The organism is Providencia sp. (assembly GCF_052096715.1).
Lineage (GTDB): Bacteria > Pseudomonadota > Gammaproteobacteria > Enterobacterales > Enterobacteriaceae > Providencia.
This window is the reverse complement of the sequence record NZ_JBQDNB010000009.1, coordinates 42329-60558: the sequence shown is the minus strand read 5'-3', so window position 1 is coordinate 60558 and position 18230 is coordinate 42329. Positions and strand designations below refer to the sequence as shown.

Below are 18230 nucleotides of genomic sequence, written 5' to 3'. Positions count from 1 at the left end.
AAAACAATGACTTAATGAGTAGATACTAACGTAGCTATTGACGTTAGCAAGTTTTTTTTCAAAAAAAGGCTGGAAGCAATCGATTACGGTGTGTATAATTCCGCGGCAATATTTTATACCTTTCCATAACGCTGCCTGGTGGGATATTGCCTATGTTACGCATTAAAAAAGAAGCACTAACTTTCGACGATGTTTTACTCGTTCCTGCACACTCTACTGTATTACCTAATACAGCCGATCTGTCCACCCAACTCACTGCAACAATCCGCCTCAACATCCCTATGCTTTCAGCTGCAATGGATACTGTCACTGAATATGAGCTCGCTATCGCACTTGCTCAAGAAGGTGGTATTGGTTTTATCCATAAAAATATGACCATTGAGCGTCAAGCGGAAGAAGTTCGCCGTGTGAAAAAACATGAAAGTGGAGTGGTGACTGATCCTGTCACGGTCACCCCAGATACAACAATTCGTGAAATTCAAGAAATGGCTAAGCGTAACGGATTCGCAGGTTATCCGGTTGTTTCTACTGATAATGCATTAGTGGGGATTATTACTGGCCGTGATGTGCGTTTCGTGACCGATCTTGATCAACCCGTTACTGCGGTAATGACACCTAAAGAAAAATTAGTTACGGTCAAGGAAGGCGAAGCACGCGAAGTTGTATTACAAAAAATGCATGAAAAACGTGTTGAGAAAGCACTCGTCATCGATGACAGCTTCCATTTGTTAGGAATGATCACTGTTAAAGATTTCCAAAAAGCAGAGCGTAAACCAAACGCATGTAAAGACGAGCAAGGCCGTTTGCGTGTTGGGGCTGCCGTTGGGGCAGGCGCTGGCAACGAAGAGCGTGTAGACGCACTGGTCGCTGCTGGCGTTGATGTTTTGTTGATTGACTCATCTCATGGTCATTCAGAAGGTGTATTACAGCGTATTCGTGAAACACGCCAAAAATACCCGGAATTACAAATTATAGGCGGTAACGTTGCGACAGCAGAAGGTGCGAAAGCCCTTGCTGATGCAGGTGTTAGCGCTGTTAAGGTTGGTATTGGCCCAGGTTCAATTTGTACCACTCGTATCGTAACTGGTGTGGGTGTTCCGCAAATTACAGCAATTGCCGAAGCGGCAGAAGCATTAGCGGGTACCGGTATTGCTGTCATTGCGGATGGTGGTATTCGCTTCTCGGGTGATATTTCTAAAGCAATCGCCGCAGGTGCTTCTTGTGTCATGGTGGGCTCCATGTTTGCAGGCACAGAAGAATCTCCAGGTGAAACCATTTTATTCCAAGGTCGTACTTATAAATCTTATCGTGGAATGGGCTCACTCGGTGCAATGTCTAAAGGTTCTTCAGACCGTTACTTCCAGTCTGATAATGCTGCCGATAAATTGGTACCTGAAGGTATTGAAGGGCGCGTTGCTTATAAAGGCCGTTTAAAAGAAATCATCCATCAGCAAATGGGTGGTTTACGTTCCTGTATGGGTCTGACTGGATGTGGTACCATTGAGCTATTGAGAACTAAAGCAGAATTTGTTCGCATCAGTGGCGCAGGTATTCAAGAAAGCCACGTTCATGATGTGACGATTACAAAAGAATCTCCGAACTATCGTTTGGGGCAATAACAGATAACGTTACAGGGTGGCTTTACATACCAGATAGAGCCACCAATTTTTATTTTTTGACTTGAATTTTTGGAATTCGCCTCAAATGACAACTAATATCCATAAACATCGCATTCTTATTCTTGATTTCGGTTCGCAATACACTCAGCTAATTGCCCGTCGTATCCGTGAAATTGGCGTTTATTGTGAACTCTGGGCGTGGGACGTTACAGAAGAACAAATTCGCGAATTTAATCCAAACGGTATTATTCTTTCTGGTGGACCAGAAAGCACAACAGAAACTGATAGTCCTCGTGCACCCGACTATGTTTTCAATGCTGGCGTTCCAGTATTAGGTATTTGCTATGGCATGCAAACTATGTCGATGCAATTAGGTGGCGCGGTTGAAGTTTCTGGAGAGCGTGAATTTGGTTATGCAAATGTTGAAGTAACTGAACAATGCGAACTATTCCGTGATATTCAAGATTCATTAAATGCCAATGGCACGCCAGTTTTAGATGTCTGGATGAGCCACGGTGATAAAGTTACTGCAATTCCTGCTGATTTTAAAACTATCGCCAGCACCCCAAGTTGCCCGTATGCCATTATGGCAAACGAGGCGAAAAAATTCTATGGTGTTCAATTCCACCCAGAAGTGACGCATACCCATCAAGGTTTGAATATTTTAAAACGTTTTGTTTTAGATATTTGCCAATGTCAGGCTTTATGGACATCAGCTGCAATCATCGAAGATACAGTTGAGCGTTTAAAAGCACAAATTGGTGATGACCATGTATTGCTGGCACTGTCAGGTGGTGTCGATTCTTCGGTAACAGCATTGTTATTGAACCGCGCCATTGGCAAGCGTTTGACCTGTGTATTCGTTGATAACGGTTTATTGCGCCTAAATGAAGCAGATCAAGTGATGGAAATGTTTGAAGGTAAATTTGACCTAAACATTATTCATGCGAAAGCAGAAGATCGTTTTCTTAATGCACTAAAAGGTATTAGCGATCCTGAAGCTAAACGTAAAAAAATCGGTCATGTTTTTATTGAAGTTTTCGATGAAGAATCATCAAAATTACCGCAAATAAAATGGTTAGCACAGGGGACTATTTACCCTGATGTTATTGAATCTGCTGCATCAGCAACAGGTAAAGCGCATGTTATTAAATCACACCATAATGTTGGCGGATTACCAGATGACATGAAACTGGGTCTGGTTGAACCATTAAAAGAGCTGTTCAAAGACGAAGTGCGTAAAATTGGTCTTGAATTAGGTCTGCCATATGACATGTTATATCGCCATCCGTTCCCAGGCCCAGGTCTTGGTGTTCGAGTATTAGGTGAAGTGAAGAAAGAGTATTGTGATTTACTCCGTCGCGCAGATGCTATCTTTATTGAAGAGCTGCACAAAGCTGATTTGTATAATAAAGTTAGCCAAGCTTTCACTGTATTCTTACCAGTTCGTTCTGTCGGTGTAATGGGTGATGGCCGTAAATATGATTGGGTTGTTTCATTGCGTGCAGTAGAAACTGTTGATTTCATGACCGCTCATTGGGCGCATTTACCTTATGATTTCCTTGGTCGTGTCTCTAACCGCATCATCAATGAGGTTACAGGTATTTCAAGGGTAGTCTATGATATTAGTGGCAAGCCACCTGCGACAATTGAGTGGGAATAATCCTCCAATAAGAACTCACTGGCACTGATAGCAAGAGATAGTATAAGCCCATGTAAAAATGGGCTTTTTTATTGGTGCTAAATATGTTTATGACACCTTTATTAATCTATAGGGAAATGTAAGGTATTATTCATGAGTCATATAGCTGATAGTGTAGAATACGATTAATCATGTTGTCATGCATAAATAGGCAAATTCGCGATGAAGAAATACGAAGAACTTGTTCAAGATATCATTAGTAAAATTTGCCAAGGTATTATTACGGTAAAGCTATTACCTGAACGAGAGTTAGCCGAAAAATATGAAATTTCACGGTTTTCAGTTAGAAAAGCATTAGCCAAACTTGAAGCAATTGGCGTTATAAAATCAAAATTAGGTTCTGGTTATTTTGTTAATACGGCAATTATTAATAAACCGCTTATTTATAACTCGGTGACTGAAAATAAATTTGGGGAGATATCCTATAAAAAAATCAAACTCAATAAACGTTTACCGACTCCCCATGAAATACAAGTATTCTCAATTAATAATGATGAATATCTTTGGCATATAAAACGGTTACGTTTAATTCAAGGTAAAGTGACACAAATTGAAGAGACTAAGCTACCCGTTAAAATATTTACCCATATTTCGAATGAAGTCATTGAAAGTTCGTTGCAAAAACATGTTCTTTCATTGGGATTAGAAATTGATAGTTATTTAACAAGCTATCGAGCAATTAATTTATCAAAGGAAGATGCCGTATTACTTGACTGTAAGCGTTCTAGTGCCGCAATGAATATCACCAATAGAGGTTTTCTGAAAACAGGTGAGGTTTTTGTTGTGAGCGATATTATCGATATCAATTATCAATGTACTTATTACACTCAATTTAATACAGAAAGTCTTAACTACAGAGATAAAAATGGCCACTAATTATGTGGCCATTGCATAATTATGGTGTGTGGATTGTTCCGTCAGGAAGGCGGCTTTGGGTCCATTCATGAGGGCGATATTCAACAGGAAAATCCTTCGCTGCATTCACATCCATTTCAACACCTATCCCATTTAGTTCAGTCGCGTAGAGATAACCATTTTTTGGTTCTACAGCATTAGGAAATACGCGTAATGTGTTCGGTTTATAAGTCACATGCTCTTGAATAGCGGCATTATGCAAGTGTACGTTTAGATGAGTATTCACTGCTGCGCCAATAGGCGTCATATCCGGTGGACAATGCCAAGCAACGCGAACACCAAACGTTGCACACAAATGAGCGAGCTTTAAGGCTGGAGTGATACCGCCAATTTGCGAAACATGGCAACGAATAAAATCGACTCTACGGTTAATAATAAGTGCTTTCCACTCTTCTGGATTATTAAATAATTCACCTAAGGCTAGGGATACACTCGATTGACTACGAATATTATCTAGCCATTCGGTTTGGTTTGGTGGCAGGATATCTTCAATAAAATAAGGGCTATATTGCTCAACATTTTTGGCAAATTGTATGGCCTGATTTGGAAATAATCGTTCATGCACATCGTGTAAAATATGAAATGATTTTCCATATTTAGCCCGTAAATTCTTGAACATCTCTAGGGTATTGTCTATGTATTGGTCCTGATCAAAATATGAACCAGCTGTTGATGTTTCTGGGGTGTGCATATCAGTCGGTATACCACCATAAAACCCAAGTTGGCAGCGAATATGTTTATAACCTTGAGCGAGGTATTTATCGACTTGCTGATATAATCCTTCCATCGTATCACTGGTTGCGTGAGTATATACTTGAATAGCATCTCTCGATTTACCCCCCCATAACTGATGTAAAGGCATATTGGCTAATTTTGCTTTTATATCCCAAAGTGCCATATCAACACCTGAAATTGCATTATTGATGACAGGACCGTTACGCCAATAAGAATTAACCATCATCATTTGCCAGAGGTCTTCAATATTATTTGCATTTTTACCGATTAATAATGGTTTTAAATATTCATCTACTATTGTTTTTACGGCGAGGGGTCTCTGTTGAAAGGTTGCACAACCAAATCCAGTTAGTCCAGAATCAGTTTCAACGATCACTGTGATGAGATTATGTCTATCTGGTTTAGTAATTATGCATTTAATATCTGAAATTATATTTATGTTCACTTTTAACATCCTCTGGCTAACTGAATCTGCTTATGTAACAGCGAATAAATATAGATTTCAAGAGGCAAATTTAATTTAAAATTAACTGGTTCGATACGGTATAGGATTAGGCAATAAAAACGTACCAATTGATAAAAATAATCTAATTTTATTATTTCGTAGGGCTTAATGTGATGAAAATCACATATCTACTGATTGGATAATTATCGCTAATGGATAATATGAGCAAATGATAATAAATAAATAGGACAATATAATGTCATTGCCAGGTACCAATAAGCCAATTAAAGAAACATCAGCAGTAAATAAAGATGCTTTTAAGGCAACATTAGAGCAACTTATCGCGACATTAGGCGGTAACGCAAATATTGAAAATATTACCCATTGTATGACGCGTTTGCGTTTTAAATTAATCGATGAATCACTGATAAATAAAGAAAGGCTAGAAAGCATTCAAGGTGTAAAAGGTGTTGTGATTGCTCAAGGGCAAATCCAGGTGGTTATTGGTGTTGAAGTTGAAAAATGGTTTAATGCACTGACTGATGTCAGTTCAGCTACAGATGAAAAAATAGAACATAAGGGCGTACAAAAGAAAGGGCAATTATTTCAAAATGCCATGCAAGTTGTTGCTGGGATTTTTGGCCCCGTAGTTCCTGCGATAGCAGGATCTGGTATGTTAATGGGGCTGTTATCGGGACTGATTGCAACCAAGGTTATTTCTGAGACATCAGACACTGTATTTTTCTTTAGATCTATTTCTGTTGCCGTATTTTTCTTCTTACCTATGTTAGTTTCATTCTCTGCGGCTAAAGTCTTTAAAGTGAATGAATATATTGCATTAGCCGTTGCAGCAGCAATGATGGCTCCGAAATTAGTTGAAAAAGCGGGGCAGCTTTCTGCTGCGGGTAGTTCCCCTGAACTATCTGTATTCGGTTTTGTACCAATTGAATTATTGAATTATGGTGGTGCGATTGTTCCTGCTATTTTAGCCGTTTGGGTGCTTTCAAAAATTACACCATTAGTTGATAAATTAGTTCCTGCATCGGCCAAGCCTGTATTCACGCCGTTATTAGCTTTTACTGTAACATCTACAGTTGTGTTATCTGTTGTTGCACCCGCGGGTATGTGGCTTAGCAACGGCGCAGGTTGGGTAGTGAGCTCTCTACTTGATGTATCACCGACTTTAACTGGTTTTGTATTCGGGTTAACTCGCCCAATTACCATTGTATTTGGTATTCATCACAGTATGACGCCTATCAGCTTAAATAACTTTGCACTATATGGGAAAGATTTACTGATGCCTATCATGTGCTTAGGCAATTTAGCGATTGCTGGCGCGACGATGGCAGTGTGGTACAAACAGCGTAAAATTGCCTCAAAAGAGCAATCGTCAATTACCTTAGGCTCTGGTATCACCGCAATATTAGGGATTACAGAACCCGCATTATTCGGTGTATTGACTAAATATACTAAAGCACTATTCATGGCGAGTTTAGCGACGGGGATATTCGGAGCAATTTCGGTGACTCTTGATACTCATTTAACTAGCTACATTCTTTCGTCCGTCTTTAGTTTACCTGCCTATCTTGCTGGTGGGACTCAGAACTTTATTCAAGCAGTCCTTGGAGTCTGTGGTGTATTTGCGCTGTCTTTTATATTAACAACCATGTTCGTCCGAGTAGATAATAAATAGTTTAAGTGATAGGAAGATAGGGGCTTACTGAGGTAAAACTGGGTAAGCCTATTTGAATCATATCAAAATAATATTTGGTTTTTTATGCGTCAATTTTACGTATTTATTCAAAAAAAATTCAATTATCACTTGTCCAAATCATTCATCTTGTTATTATTCGAAGCCTATATGCATGCTATGTATATATTAACTCTCCAAAATTAAAAAATAATCGATTGGGGAAAGTTATCATTTATGGCTAAGGATAAATAAGTGTCATTTCGTCTGAAATATTTAGCATTATTACCACTACTGGTGGTGACAGCGTGCCAACAACCCGCGAATACCAATATTACTACAACGGCAAATGCACAGGTGCAGCCTGTCATTGTAAATAACGCGTGGATAGAAATTTCCCGTAGTGCGCTGGATTACAACGTCAAAAAGGTTCAGGCCTTGTTAGGCAATAAATCTTCAATGTGCGCAGTATTGAAAGGAGATGCCTATGGTCATGATTTATCTCTTGTTGCACCTGTTATGATTGAAAATAACGTGCAATGTATTGGTTTAACGAATAACCAAGAATTTGAACAAGTCAGAGCATTAGGATTTAAAGGGCGCTTGATGCGGGTACGTAATGCCACTGAACAAGAAATGGCACAAGCTAGCATTTATGATGTTGAAGAGTTAATTGGTAACTTGGATATGGCGCAGCGTCTCAATGCGATTGCACTGAAGCAAAATAAAATAATCCCTATTCATTTAGCGCTTAATTCAGCGGGTATGTCACGTAATGGGTTAGAAGTTAGCAACGCACAAGGGTTAAATGATGCAAAACTAATTTCTGAGTTACCTCAACTAAAGATTGTTGGAATAATGTCTCATTATCCAGAAGAAGATGAAACGCAGATTAGAAAAGATTTAGCTAAATTTAATCAGCAATCTAAACAAGTTTTAGCGGTAACGGGATTAAAACGTGAGGATGTTATTTTGCATGTCGCAAATACTTACGCCACAATTACTGTCCCTGAATCATGGCTTGATATGGTGCGTGTTGGCGGTATTTTTTATGGTGATACGGTGGCGACAAATGACTATAAACGTGTGATGACGTTCAAGTCGAATATTGCAGCTGTGAATCATTATCCAAAAGGGAATACGGTAGGTTATGACAGAACCTATACGTTAAAACGTGACTCAGTATTAGCGAATATCCCTGTTGGTTATGCTGATGGTTACCGACGCGTATTTAGTAATGCAGGACATGTACTGATTAATGGGCAAAAAGTACCTGTATTAGGAAAAACATCAATGAATACCGTTATGGTTGATATCACGGATTTAAAACAAGTTAAACCAGGTGATGAAGTGGTGTTTTTTGGTAAACAAGGTAAAGCTGAAATAACTGCCGAAGAAGTTGAAGATATTAGTGGTGCGCTATTTACTGAAATGTCGATCCTTTGGGGAGCAACTAATCCGCGAGTGCTGGTGGATTAATGATATTTCATGATTAAATTGTTTTTTAAACCCGCCTTATTGGCGGGTTTTTAATAGCAAATATGAGATAAGAAATTATATATTATTCTATAATATGTTGATTATGTGCTGTTTATACGAATAGCTATCGAATCCTATGAGCCGATGTGTTAGCGTGTTGAATCCTTTCATTATCAGGAAGGGTTAGACGCTAAATAGTAGAATTAGAAGGATATTATTTATGTATCAAGTTGATTTACATGCACATACCATTGCAAGTACTCATGCTTATAGTACCGTTAATGAGTATTTTGCAGAAGCGGCCAGCCGCGGTGTGAAATTATTTGCAATTACTGATCATGGACCAGAAATGCAAGATGCTCCCCATGAATGGCATTTTGGTAATATGCCAATTTTGCCACGGATTATGGGCGGTGTCGGATTGTTATATGGTATTGAAGCCAATATAAAAAATAAGCTGGGCGAAACTGATTGTAATGAAAAAATTGAGCGTCACCTTGATATTATATTAGCTGGATTTCATGAGCCTGTATTAGAGCCTAAAAGTTTAGCTGAGAATACTGAGGCAATGATTGCCACTATTCGCAGTGGAAAAGTACAAATTATTACGCATCCTGGGAATCCTAAATATCCAATTGATATTAAAGCAGTCGCGCAAGCCGCTAAAGAATGTAATGTTGCATTAGAGATGAATAATTCATCATTCCTGCATTCAAGAGCAGGTAGCCAGAAAAATTGCCTAGAAATTGCTAAAGCAGTTAAAGAAACGGGTGGCTGGGTCGCATTAGGCTCTGATTCACACCATGCAGGCTATTTAGGTCGTTTTGATCGAGTCGTTGAAATGCTTGATTCTATTGATTTTCCCCAATCACAAATATTAAATGTGTCGCCGCGCCGAGTATTAGATTTTCTTGAATCTCATGGACGTAAACATATTCCTGAATTTGCTGATTTTTAAGTTACTAGATTCGGATGATTGTTCATATTTATTAGATAGTCACATTGTTCTGTGCAATTAGCCGTTCATTTCTGCTGAGCGGCTTTTTTATTTACTTCAATGTGATTTTTATCGAGTTCGACATTAAAGTTCAATAGACATATGAATACAAGGTAGGTTAGCCTGAACTAATGCTGAAAAATAACTATCATAGCGAACAGAGATAAAGCCGTGTCGTTGATAAAATTTTTCTGCATTTAATGTAGAATCTAGGGTTAATTGTTTTATTCCTCGTTGTATCGCTTCAGTTTTAATGGCATTAAGGATCAATCCTGCGGCACCTTGTCCACTATATTCAGGTAGTGTGAATATGGCATCAACGCTATTTTCAGTTAAATTTAAAAAGCCTGTAGAAATTGCTTCGCCGTTTTTATTATCGACAACAAAAAATGGATTGTTTTTAACCATAGTTCGGTAACTTTCGGGCATTGTATTAGGTGTCCAAGCATCAATAATTTCACGAGTCAAACTTGTCTGGCAGCCTGCTCTGATTGCTTGGTTTCGAATAATCCAGAGACGTTCGGCCTCTTGAGGTATCGCTAATCGAGTATGCAATTTATTTCCTATTAAATTTTATTTAGTTTTCTAATTAGATACTAACAATATAGTGAAAAAAATAAAGTAGTAATGAAATATACGAATAACTAATTAAAAATAGATTTAAAGAGATATCAAATTAATTGCTGTTAATCGATGTTTTAAAATGAAAAAATTCATAGCTAATTTTTTATTTGTTAATTCATTGATATTAATAATATTTGTTGTATTTTTTTGACTTTTCTAAAGTAAATAAATAATCAACAAAATGAAAATATAGTTCACTCTAAATAACCTATAAAATGTTTAATAAACTTTAATCTTGTCCTATTGTGGAGCGTTCATGAATTATGGTTAATTAGTGTGGCAAGAACATCCTTGCTTCTAAAATCTTAAGGTACTTAAAATGAAAAAGTTATTAGCAATCGCAACCGTATTGTCTTTAGCTGTTTCTAGTGCTTCATTTGCAAATACAACTGTAAAAACTGAGCCTGCTTCTCCTGTTGCAACTGCACATCAAACCGCTAAAGCACATACTATGAAGGCGAAAGTAGAGAAAAAAGAAAGTAAAGGAAAGAGCGCAAAGGTTGCTAAAACAGCGATTTAATTTTATTTAGGTTATCATCCTGTATCGGTGCCATGGGCGAATAATTCCTATGGCGCTGCTTATTATGATCTATGGTATACTGCGAATTATTTATAAATCAGTGTAACTATATGAATTATCAATGTCCCCTTTGTTTTAAATCCCTTCAATTAATTAATAATAACTACCGTTGTGAAGCAAACCATCAGTTTGATCGGGCTAAAGAAGGTTATGTTAATTTACTTCCGGTACAACATAAAGGTTCGAAAGATCCTGGGGATAGCGCTCAGATGATGCTGTCTCGTCGGCAATTTTTAGATGCGGGACATTATCAATTAATGCGTGATAAAGTCGCTGAAAAATTAGCAGGTTATTTGCCGGAGCACAATCAGTCAGTGCTTGATATTGGTTGTGGAGAAGGCTACTACACTGATTATTTTTTACAGTCATTATTAACGCAGTTTAGTCAGGCTACCGTATTTGGTCTAGATGTCTCTAAAGTCGCAATCCGTTTTGCGGCCAAACGTTATAAATTAGTTAATTTTTGTGTCGCTTCTAGCCACCGATTACCCTTTCCAGAGTCGAGTATCGGTGCCATCGTGCGTATTTACGCACCATGTAAAGCCGAAGAATTAAGCCGAGTACTCATTCCGTTCGGAATATTAATCACAGTAACGCCAGCAGCAGAACATCTGCAAGAATTAAAAGCATTAATCTATGATGAAGTGAAATTGCACCCAGAGAAAAACGAAGATTTACCTAATTTTAATTTACTCGATGAGTGTCGTTTAAACTATAAAATGAATTTATCGGGTGGGGAAGCGTATGAATTGTTAGCGATGACGCCTTTTGCATGGCGGGCTTCTGAAGAGGTTAAGCAAACATTAAAACAATCTAAAGAGAGCTTATATACAGCAGATTTTCTTATTCGGGTTTATCAATATCAGGGTGAGTAAAGGTATTTATGTTGTATCCCTCTCATAATGGGAGGGATACAATTGAATTAGAACTATGCTCCGTACATGAACAATTCTAAATGTTCAAATAATATATTAAAGCCAATACCGATTAATACTAAACCGCCAATGATCTCAGCTTTTTTCCCAAGTATCGGACCAACGTAACGGCCAATCATCATCCCAATTGTTGCCATAATCATGGTCATTAAACCAATTGTCATCGCAGTGTGGACAATATCAACTTGTAAAAATGCTAAACCTAAACCTATTGCCATCGCGTCAAGGCTGGTGGCAATGGCCGATAATATAAGACTTGAAGAGCTATTACTTGAGGGTTTAGTGCAACATTCATCATCTTTCTTTTTATAGCTCTGCCAGATCATTCTGGCACCTAAAACAAATAATAGGCTAAAGGCAATCCAGTGATCCCAACGAATAACATATTGGCTTGCTAAAATACCAATTCCCCAGCCGATAATTGGTGTGATCGCTTCAATTAAGCCGAAGATAAAACCAGTTCGTATTATTTCTTTAAAATGGGGTTTGTGTAGCACGGAACCTTTACAAATAGCAACAGCAAAGGCATCCATCGATAGCGCAAGCGCTAAAATGAGGGTGGCGTAGAAGCTCATAACATAACCTCGGTTGGGTGTTTCCATATACACATAAATTACCCCCAACCAAAAGGCTTATTCATGTGTCTATGGTCTTGCCAACCTATAATTATAGTAATTATGGTGTCCGCACCACGTTTAAAATCAAACGAGCATGTTGATACGGACTTTCTGGAAAGAATATATTTCCAGAACAGGCTACTCCCCAATGACGTGGGATGAAAGATACCATAATTTATTATAAAGGCAACACTTTTCGTTGTTGACTATTAAATCGTATTGAGAATAATTTTCATTTGCGATATTAAGAAAATTAAGGCTAATTAAATATTTAATTAACCTTAGTTTTCTTAAGAATATATATTTGAATTATTTATGATTAATGAAAAAATCATAAATTCTTTGAAAATCATCTAGATGCATTGCTTGTATGTGGATTTTCTTTTGCTCTAATCCGATTATTAATATTCCATCTTCGGATAAATTCATTGTTTTAATTCTATCGTATAAAATAAAAGTATTAGCAAAATAAAAGCCTGTTTGTTTAAAAAATAACTTAGGTCTTCTTATAAATGCTAAGTAAATCGACATTAAAATAGTAATCATTAATAAGTAAGTGGTTAATAAACTACCGTGGCGGATAATATTTGTATAAATAACGATGCAAATTAATACAATAAAAATGATGGCATCAACCCGATGTTTTCGTTTTAGATTAATTTTTAGGAGGGTCTTCCCTTTGAGTAATGGCTGGATGAACTCATCATAAATTGCATACACAAGCATGATCAAAATGATAATAGCGAGGATTGAATCATTTAAGGTCATTGGAGTGCCTTTGGCTAAGTAAACATACTATAGAGCTTAAAATTAAAAAAGGGAGGCTGCAACCTCCCATTTAAATAATTACAGATAATTACGGTGCTAAAAAGTTTAGCCAAGCACCGAGAATACCTAGACCGAAGAAACCAATGATTATCCACAATGCATTGACTTTGCGGCGTAGAAGCCACATACATGCAAATGTGAGCAACAACGGCACTAAGCCTGGCATCAATTGGTCAAGGATCATCTGAACGGTGGTAATATTTTCCACGCCAGTGGTTGGGTTTTTAATCCGTGAAACTTCGAGCGGAATATTAACGTGTGTCCATTTGTTAACGAGCGCCCCCATAACAAACAGGCCGAGTATTGACGCTCCTTCTGTGAGTTTTTGTAGGAAGCCACCACCAATATCTTGAACAATATCAATCCCTTTTTTATAGCCATATGAAACGCCATAATAGAGAGTTAATAAGCGGATTAAGTTGAACAGGACAAAGAACAGAACTGGACCAAGTAAGCTACCAGTCATCGCAATACCTGCGCCTAAGGCTGCAAATACTGGGCGAACAGTTCCCCAGAAAATAGGGTCACCGACACCAGCTAATGGGCCCATGAGACCGACTTTGATACCATTGATAGCACCATCATCAATATCCGCACCATTGGCACGTTGTTCTTCCATCGCCATCGTGACGCCGAGGATAGGGGCTGCGACATACGGATGTGTATTAAAGAACTCGAGATGACGTTTGATTGCTTGCTTACGATCGTCGTTATTTTCAGGGTAAAGGCGACGAATAACAGGAACCATTGAGTAGCAAAAACCGAGTGCTTGCATACGCTCGAAGTTCCAAGAACCTTGTAATAGGTTAGAACGTAAGAATACACCTCGAATATCGCTTTGTGTCAGCTTTTTCGCTGCCGGTTTTGTGATATCTACCATTGTGTTTCTCCTAGTCTAATTCATTGTCAAGATTGTTATTACTGCTATTCCCTTGTGTCACAACAACTTGTGACTTGTTGTATTTTGGACTGAGTTGGATATAAAGAATCGCCATTACAGTACCAATTACCCCAAGGGCAACAAGGTTAAAGTCAGTAAACGCAGCGGTGACAAAGCCTAAGTAGAAGAATGGCATTAGGTAGCCTGCACGCATCATATTGATAACCATTGCATAACCTACAACCACAATCATACCACCAGCAATATTCAGACCATCAGTTACAACTTGAGGGATTGAATCTAACATCTGTTGAACTTCAGAAGTACCCACTGAAACCGCAACAATTAGCGCTGGGATTGCAATTCGCATTGCTTGAAGGAGTAACGCCGAAATATGGATGAAACCAATTGCTGATAAGTTACCATTGAGCGCAGCCCGGTCAGCGGCATGTTGGAATGCAACGGTGACGGTACGAACAATAATCGTCAGAACTTGGCCAGCAGCAGCTAATGGGATTGCTATTGCAATACCAGCACCGATACTTTGTCCACCAGCAATAACAAGGATAGTTGAAATAATCGATGCTAAAGCAGCGTCAGGTGCGACCGCAGCGCCGATATTCATCCAACCTAATGCTATCATTTCAAGCGTACCACCAATGATGATACCGGTTTTCATATCACCTAATACGATACCAATGAGCGTACAGGCAATAAGAGGGCGGTGGAACTGGAATTCATCGAGGATTGAACCCATACCTGCGATACAAGCAACGACGAAGACCAGTACTATTTGAACAACGGTAAGTTCCATTGTTTAATCTCCTGTAACCAAACAAGTTTATAAATCTGTTATTGAGTAATGGTGCAAAATCAATATAAATTGATGCCCAAAAAAGTATTATTTTTTAAGTTTATTAATCAAATCCATCATCCGAACTTTACTGTCTGAAGACACTTTACGGACTTCTAGCTCAATATTTTTATCGTTCAGATAATTAAATGCATCGATATCCTCTTGGTTAATTGAAACTGCATTTGTCACCATGGTTTTACCTTCGTGATATGCCATGCCGCCAATATTAACCGATTTAATATCAACGCCTTCTTCGACAAGCCGTTTTACATCAGTTGGGTTAGTAAACAGTAGCATTACACGTTCGCCTGAGTATTTAGGATTGTTATAAACACGAATACATTTAGCAACATCGACAACATGAGCAGTAACACCAGGAGGTGCGACTTGTTTTAGTAATGTGGAACGGACGTGGTCATTAGCAACTTCATCACTCACGACAATAATACGCTTAACGCCTGTCTCTTTAGTCCAACGTGTCGCGACTTGACCATGTATCAGACGGTCATCAACACGGGCTAATGCTATCACCATATGCTCTCCCGGGCCTGCAATAACCGGTTGTGCGACAGGTGCTTTAACTGGTGCAGAAACGACTGGCGCTTCAGTTTCTTTAAACTTGAATGGACGAATGCCACCACGGCCTGTTTCTAATGCAGTATTGATTAGTTCACTCATCGATGGATTATCATCACGACACATGAATGTTTCCACAAGCATGGGCACATTTACACCAGTGATAATCTCATAGTTTTCATGTTCATTGACAATACGGCTAGCGGCATTGAACGGACTTCCCCCCCATGTATCAACAAGAAATAACACCCCTGCGGTGGTATCTAATTCAGTTAATTTCTGATTGTACTTATCGAACAGGGTGTCAGCATTTTCACCAGGGACAAAATCAATAAACGAAACGTTATCTTGTTCGCCTATTAACATTTCCGTGGTTCGAAGTAACTGCTCAGCAGCGACTCCGTGGGTACCAATCATAATAGCTATACTCACTATTTTTTCCTCTCAACAGATAAAAACGGAATAAATATGTGGATAAAATTGAAGCTAAAAAAAGCGGCTCCTTTTTATCAATTTCCCCTGCTACATAATAGTAGCTGAATAATGACGATCTATGTTATCAGCTAATTATTATATAAATATATTATAAGTAACTAAATCGGCAACAGCATATCATTTTGCTTTATCCTAAAAACTTGTTTCGTGTCAGAAAAATAAGAATATACCTAAAATTACTTAATAATTAATGATATTGTATTTGAAATATGCAAATAGTTATTATTTTAACGCTAAAGTTGTGTTGTTTTTAGTTTGTTACGCTGTTATCGGTAACAAATACTAGTCAAAAATTGAATAAAAGAACCAAAATTTACACTTACTAAGCTAAATTAACTGATTTCGTACATAATCTATACGCACTAAAACTACGGTTTTTAGAATAAAATAATATTGAGTAATATTTTCAAGTTAATCAAAATGTTGTATTTAAGGTTAAAAATCAACCGATGACATGCGTGAAATTGATAAATATAGCTTGTGAATTAAACTATTTTTAAATGACGAGATGATTTGAGAATTCTTTTTTATCGAATCTAAAAAAGAGTTTTTAATGATTAGAATAAAAAACCTCCTCAACTATGTTTTTCTTGTATGAAAATAGTTGAGAAGGTTTATGTATTGGAAAATAAGTCTAGCTTAAGTTAATGTTGCTTTGATCATACCAGTAGCAAAAATCATTAAGAAACTTAGTCACATTGAACTTTGATTGCCAAACCACCGCGAGATGTTTCACGATATTTAGCATTCATGTCTTTGCCTGTTTCATACATAGTTTCAATAACTTTATCGAGTGAAACGCGGGGCTCACTGGTTCTGCGCAATGCCATACGCGAAGCGTTGACGGCTTTTACAGAGGCAATGGCATTACGTTCGATACAAGGAACTTGAACTTGTCCAGCTACTGGGTCGCAAGTTAATCCTAAATTATGCTCCATACCAATTTCAGCGGCAATACAGACTTGTTCTGGGCTACCGCCAAACAATTCTGTCAAGCCTGCTGCTGCCATAGAGCATGCAACACCAACTTCGCCTTGGCAGCCAACTTCAGCGCCAGAGATAGAGGCATTCATTTTATACAAAATACCAATCGCCCCTGATGCAAGGAAATAGCGTAGATATAATTCAGGGGTAACAGGCTCAATACAGTGATTATAATAAGCTAATACTGCTGGAACGATACCACAAGCACCATTAGTTGGGGCTGTGACAACACGACCACCAGCAGCGTTTTCTTCGTTAACGGCTAAAGCGAACATATTGATCAAGTCGATCACATTCATCGGATCATTTGAAAGATTGCTCGACGATGTAACGAGTCGGTTAAGCGCAGGGGCACGACGTGGAACTCTTAGAGGTCCAGGTAAAATACCTTCAGTATTTAAACCGCGTTCGATACAAGATTGCATGGTGTGCCACACATCGCCAAAATAGGCATATATCTCATCTTTAGCATGCAAATCCAGCTCATTTTTCATCATTAAGCTAGAAATCGATAAACCTGATTTTTTGCAGTTAAGTAATAACTCTTCCGCTGATTTAAAAGGATAAGATACGGGTTTGCTATCTGTAGTCGATTGACCGAAATGTTCTTCGTCAACGATAAAACCACCACCGATAGAATAGTAAGTTTTGGTGTAAATTTCTTTATCGCCAGCAAAAGCATGAATAGTCATGCCATTTTCATGTAATGAAAGATTATCTTGGCGAAAATTCATACCGCCTTCATGAGGAAAATCGACAGAGTGTGTGCCATTTGCCAGCAACAGTTTCTGAGTATTTTCTACATTAGCAATAAAGGCAGGGATAGATTCAATATCGACAGTGGCAGGTAAATTACCCGCTAGCCCCATAATAATTGCGATGTCAGTATGGTGCCCTTTTCCAGTAAGCGATAATGAGCCATACACATCAACAGAGATGCGAGTGACGGCTGATAATAGTTTTTTGCTTACTAAATCATCGACAAATTCTTTCCCAGCTTTCATTGGACCAACAGTATGAGAGCTTGAAGGGCCTATGCCCACTTTAAACATGTCGAAAACGCTTATCACGCAGGACTCCTTAAAAAAAAGATGAATATATAGTGATTTATTTTAAAAGGCGCTACTTTACTGTTATTTAGTAGTGTTAACCAGTAAGTTTAAAGTATTTTTTAAAATAAGGTAGTTTCGTTAGGTGAATTGGTCATTAATAGCACAAATTGTATTTTATTAAGTTTAAAAAGCGTTGAAACAAGAATTATTGTCTATGAAAA

Annotated in this window: 16 protein-coding genes and 1 riboswitch; of the genes, 8 read left to right on the top strand and 8 right to left on the bottom strand. The window is 38.1% G+C overall.

Annotation, left to right across the window (positions count from 1 at the left end):
- Positions 1–152: 152 nt before the first annotated feature.
- The 3 genes from guaB (at position 153) to ACTH6U_RS09335 (ending at position 4197) form a co-directional block, all read left to right on the top strand.
- On the top strand, positions 153–1619 hold the full coding sequence (guaB, locus tag ACTH6U_RS09345; protein ID WP_294105884.1) for an IMP dehydrogenase: 1467 nt from the start codon (positions 153–155) through the stop codon (positions 1617–1619).
- 85 nt (positions 1620–1704) lie between these two features.
- Positions 1705–3282, top strand: coding sequence for a glutamine-hydrolyzing GMP synthase (gene guaA, locus ACTH6U_RS09340; protein WP_441832066.1), 1578 nt, complete (start codon positions 1705–1707; stop codon positions 3280–3282).
- Between the two features lie 201 nt (positions 3283–3483).
- Positions 3484–4197: a GntR family transcriptional regulator gene (locus ACTH6U_RS09335; RefSeq protein ID WP_294105891.1), complete on the top strand. Its 714-nt coding sequence runs from the start codon at positions 3484–3486 to the stop codon at positions 4195–4197.
- A gap of 19 nt (positions 4198–4216) precedes the next feature.
- Here the strand turns inward: ACTH6U_RS09335 and ACTH6U_RS09330 are convergent, their stop codons facing one another.
- Complete coding sequence (locus tag ACTH6U_RS09330) at positions 4217–5425, bottom strand: enolase C-terminal domain-like protein (protein ID WP_441832065.1); 1209 nt, start codon at positions 5423–5425, stop codon at positions 4217–4219.
- Between the two features lie 247 nt (positions 5426–5672).
- On the opposite strand from ACTH6U_RS09330, the gene ACTH6U_RS09325 reads away from it, so the two are divergent.
- The 3 genes from ACTH6U_RS09325 to ACTH6U_RS09315 all read left to right on the top strand — a co-directional run bounded on the left by ACTH6U_RS09325 (position 5673) and on the right by ACTH6U_RS09315 (position 9543).
- Positions 5673–7109, top strand: coding sequence for a PTS transporter subunit EIIC (locus ACTH6U_RS09325; protein WP_441832064.1), 1437 nt, complete (start codon positions 5673–5675; stop codon positions 7107–7109).
- Between the two features lie 252 nt (positions 7110–7361).
- The gene (gene alr / locus ACTH6U_RS09320; protein WP_441832063.1) at positions 7362–8585 is read left to right on the top strand and encodes an alanine racemase; all 1224 of its coding nucleotides are present in this window, start codon (positions 7362–7364) and stop codon (positions 8583–8585) included.
- A gap of 220 nt (positions 8586–8805) precedes the next feature.
- Positions 8806–9543, top strand: a complete 738-nt coding sequence (locus tag ACTH6U_RS09315) for a phosphatase (protein WP_294105902.1) — start codon at positions 8806–8808, stop codon at positions 9541–9543.
- Positions 9544–9666: 123 nt separating this feature from the next.
- Here ACTH6U_RS09315 and ACTH6U_RS09310 read toward each other — a convergent pair whose 3' ends face one another.
- Positions 9667–10137 (bottom strand): GNAT family N-acetyltransferase, encoded by a 471-nt coding sequence (locus ACTH6U_RS09310; protein ID WP_434719040.1) that lies wholly within the window; start codon positions 10135–10137, stop codon positions 9667–9669.
- Positions 10138–10525: 388 nt separating this feature from the next.
- Between ACTH6U_RS09310 and ACTH6U_RS09305 the strand changes: the two genes are divergently transcribed.
- Both ACTH6U_RS09305 and rlmA read left to right on the top strand, forming a co-directional pair.
- The gene (locus tag ACTH6U_RS09305; protein WP_294105904.1) at positions 10526–10726 is read left to right on the top strand and encodes an acid-shock protein; all 201 of its coding nucleotides are present in this window, start codon (positions 10526–10528) and stop codon (positions 10724–10726) included.
- Between the two features lie 110 nt (positions 10727–10836).
- Positions 10837–11661 (top strand): 23S rRNA (guanine(745)-N(1))-methyltransferase, encoded by an 825-nt coding sequence (rlmA, locus tag ACTH6U_RS09300; RefSeq protein WP_441832062.1) that lies wholly within the window; start codon positions 10837–10839, stop codon positions 11659–11661.
- Positions 11662–11714: 53 nt separating this feature from the next.
- Here rlmA and mntP read toward each other — a convergent pair whose 3' ends face one another.
- The 6 genes from mntP to ACTH6U_RS09270 all read right to left on the bottom strand — a co-directional run bounded on the left by mntP (position 11715) and on the right by ACTH6U_RS09270 (position 18027).
- Complete coding sequence (mntP, locus tag ACTH6U_RS09295; protein WP_434719630.1) at positions 11715–12296, bottom strand: manganese efflux pump MntP; 582 nt, start codon at positions 12294–12296, stop codon at positions 11715–11717.
- An 82-nt stretch (positions 12297–12378) separates the two neighbouring features.
- Positions 12379–12497: riboswitch (yybP-ykoY riboswitch) on the bottom strand.
- Positions 12498–12647: 150 nt separating this feature from the next.
- A complete protein-coding gene (locus ACTH6U_RS09290; protein ID WP_294105911.1) occupies positions 12648–13106 on the bottom strand; it encodes a DUF986 family protein in 459 nt (152 codons plus the stop codon).
- An 88-nt stretch (positions 13107–13194) separates the two neighbouring features.
- Entirely contained in the window at positions 13195–14046 is an 852-nt protein-coding gene (locus tag ACTH6U_RS09285) for a PTS mannose transporter subunit IID (protein WP_294105914.1), read from the bottom strand.
- 10 nt (positions 14047–14056) lie between these two features.
- Complete coding sequence (locus ACTH6U_RS09280) at positions 14057–14860, bottom strand: PTS mannose/fructose/sorbose transporter subunit IIC (RefSeq protein WP_294105917.1); 804 nt, start codon at positions 14858–14860, stop codon at positions 14057–14059.
- 87 nt (positions 14861–14947) lie between these two features.
- Positions 14948–15910 (bottom strand): PTS mannose transporter subunit IIAB, encoded by a 963-nt coding sequence (gene manX / locus ACTH6U_RS09275; protein ID WP_294105919.1) that lies wholly within the window; start codon positions 15908–15910, stop codon positions 14948–14950.
- A 752-nt stretch (positions 15911–16662) separates the two neighbouring features.
- Positions 16663–18027 carry an L-serine ammonia-lyase gene (locus tag ACTH6U_RS09270; RefSeq protein WP_294105922.1) on the bottom strand — a complete coding sequence of 455 codons (1365 nt, stop codon included), beginning with the start codon at positions 18025–18027 and terminating at the stop codon, positions 16663–16665.
- Between the last annotated feature and the right edge of the window lie 203 nt (positions 18028–18230).

Coding starts and splice junctions, on each gene's coding strand:
- rlmA (WP_441832062.1), top strand. CDS start 10,837: ATGAATTATCAATGTCCCCTTTGTTTTAAATCCCTTCAATTAATTAAT.
- ACTH6U_RS09290 (WP_294105911.1), bottom strand. CDS start 13,106: ATGACCTTAAATGATTCAATCCTCGCTATTATCATTTTGATCATGCTT.
- mntP (WP_434719630.1), bottom strand. CDS start 12,296: ATGAGCTTCTACGCCACCCTCATTTTAGCGCTTGCGCTATCGATGGAT.
- ACTH6U_RS09325 (WP_441832064.1), top strand. CDS start 5,673: ATGTCATTGCCAGGTACCAATAAGCCAATTAAAGAAACATCAGCAGTA.
- ACTH6U_RS09305 (WP_294105904.1), top strand. CDS start 10,526: ATGAAAAAGTTATTAGCAATCGCAACCGTATTGTCTTTAGCTGTTTCT.
- guaA (WP_441832066.1), top strand. CDS start 1,705: ATGACAACTAATATCCATAAACATCGCATTCTTATTCTTGATTTCGGT.
- ACTH6U_RS09285 (WP_294105914.1), bottom strand. CDS start 14,046: ATGGTAGATATCACAAAACCGGCAGCGAAAAAGCTGACACAAAGCGAT.
- ACTH6U_RS09335 (WP_294105891.1), top strand. CDS start 3,484: ATGAAGAAATACGAAGAACTTGTTCAAGATATCATTAGTAAAATTTGC.
- ACTH6U_RS09280 (WP_294105917.1), bottom strand. CDS start 14,860: ATGGAACTTACCGTTGTTCAAATAGTACTGGTCTTCGTCGTTGCTTGT.
- ACTH6U_RS09315 (WP_294105902.1), top strand. CDS start 8,806: ATGTATCAAGTTGATTTACATGCACATACCATTGCAAGTACTCATGCT.
- ACTH6U_RS09330 (WP_441832065.1), bottom strand. CDS start 5,425: ATGTTAAAAGTGAACATAAATATAATTTCAGATATTAAATGCATAATT.
- guaB (WP_294105884.1), top strand. CDS start 153: ATGTTACGCATTAAAAAAGAAGCACTAACTTTCGACGATGTTTTACTC.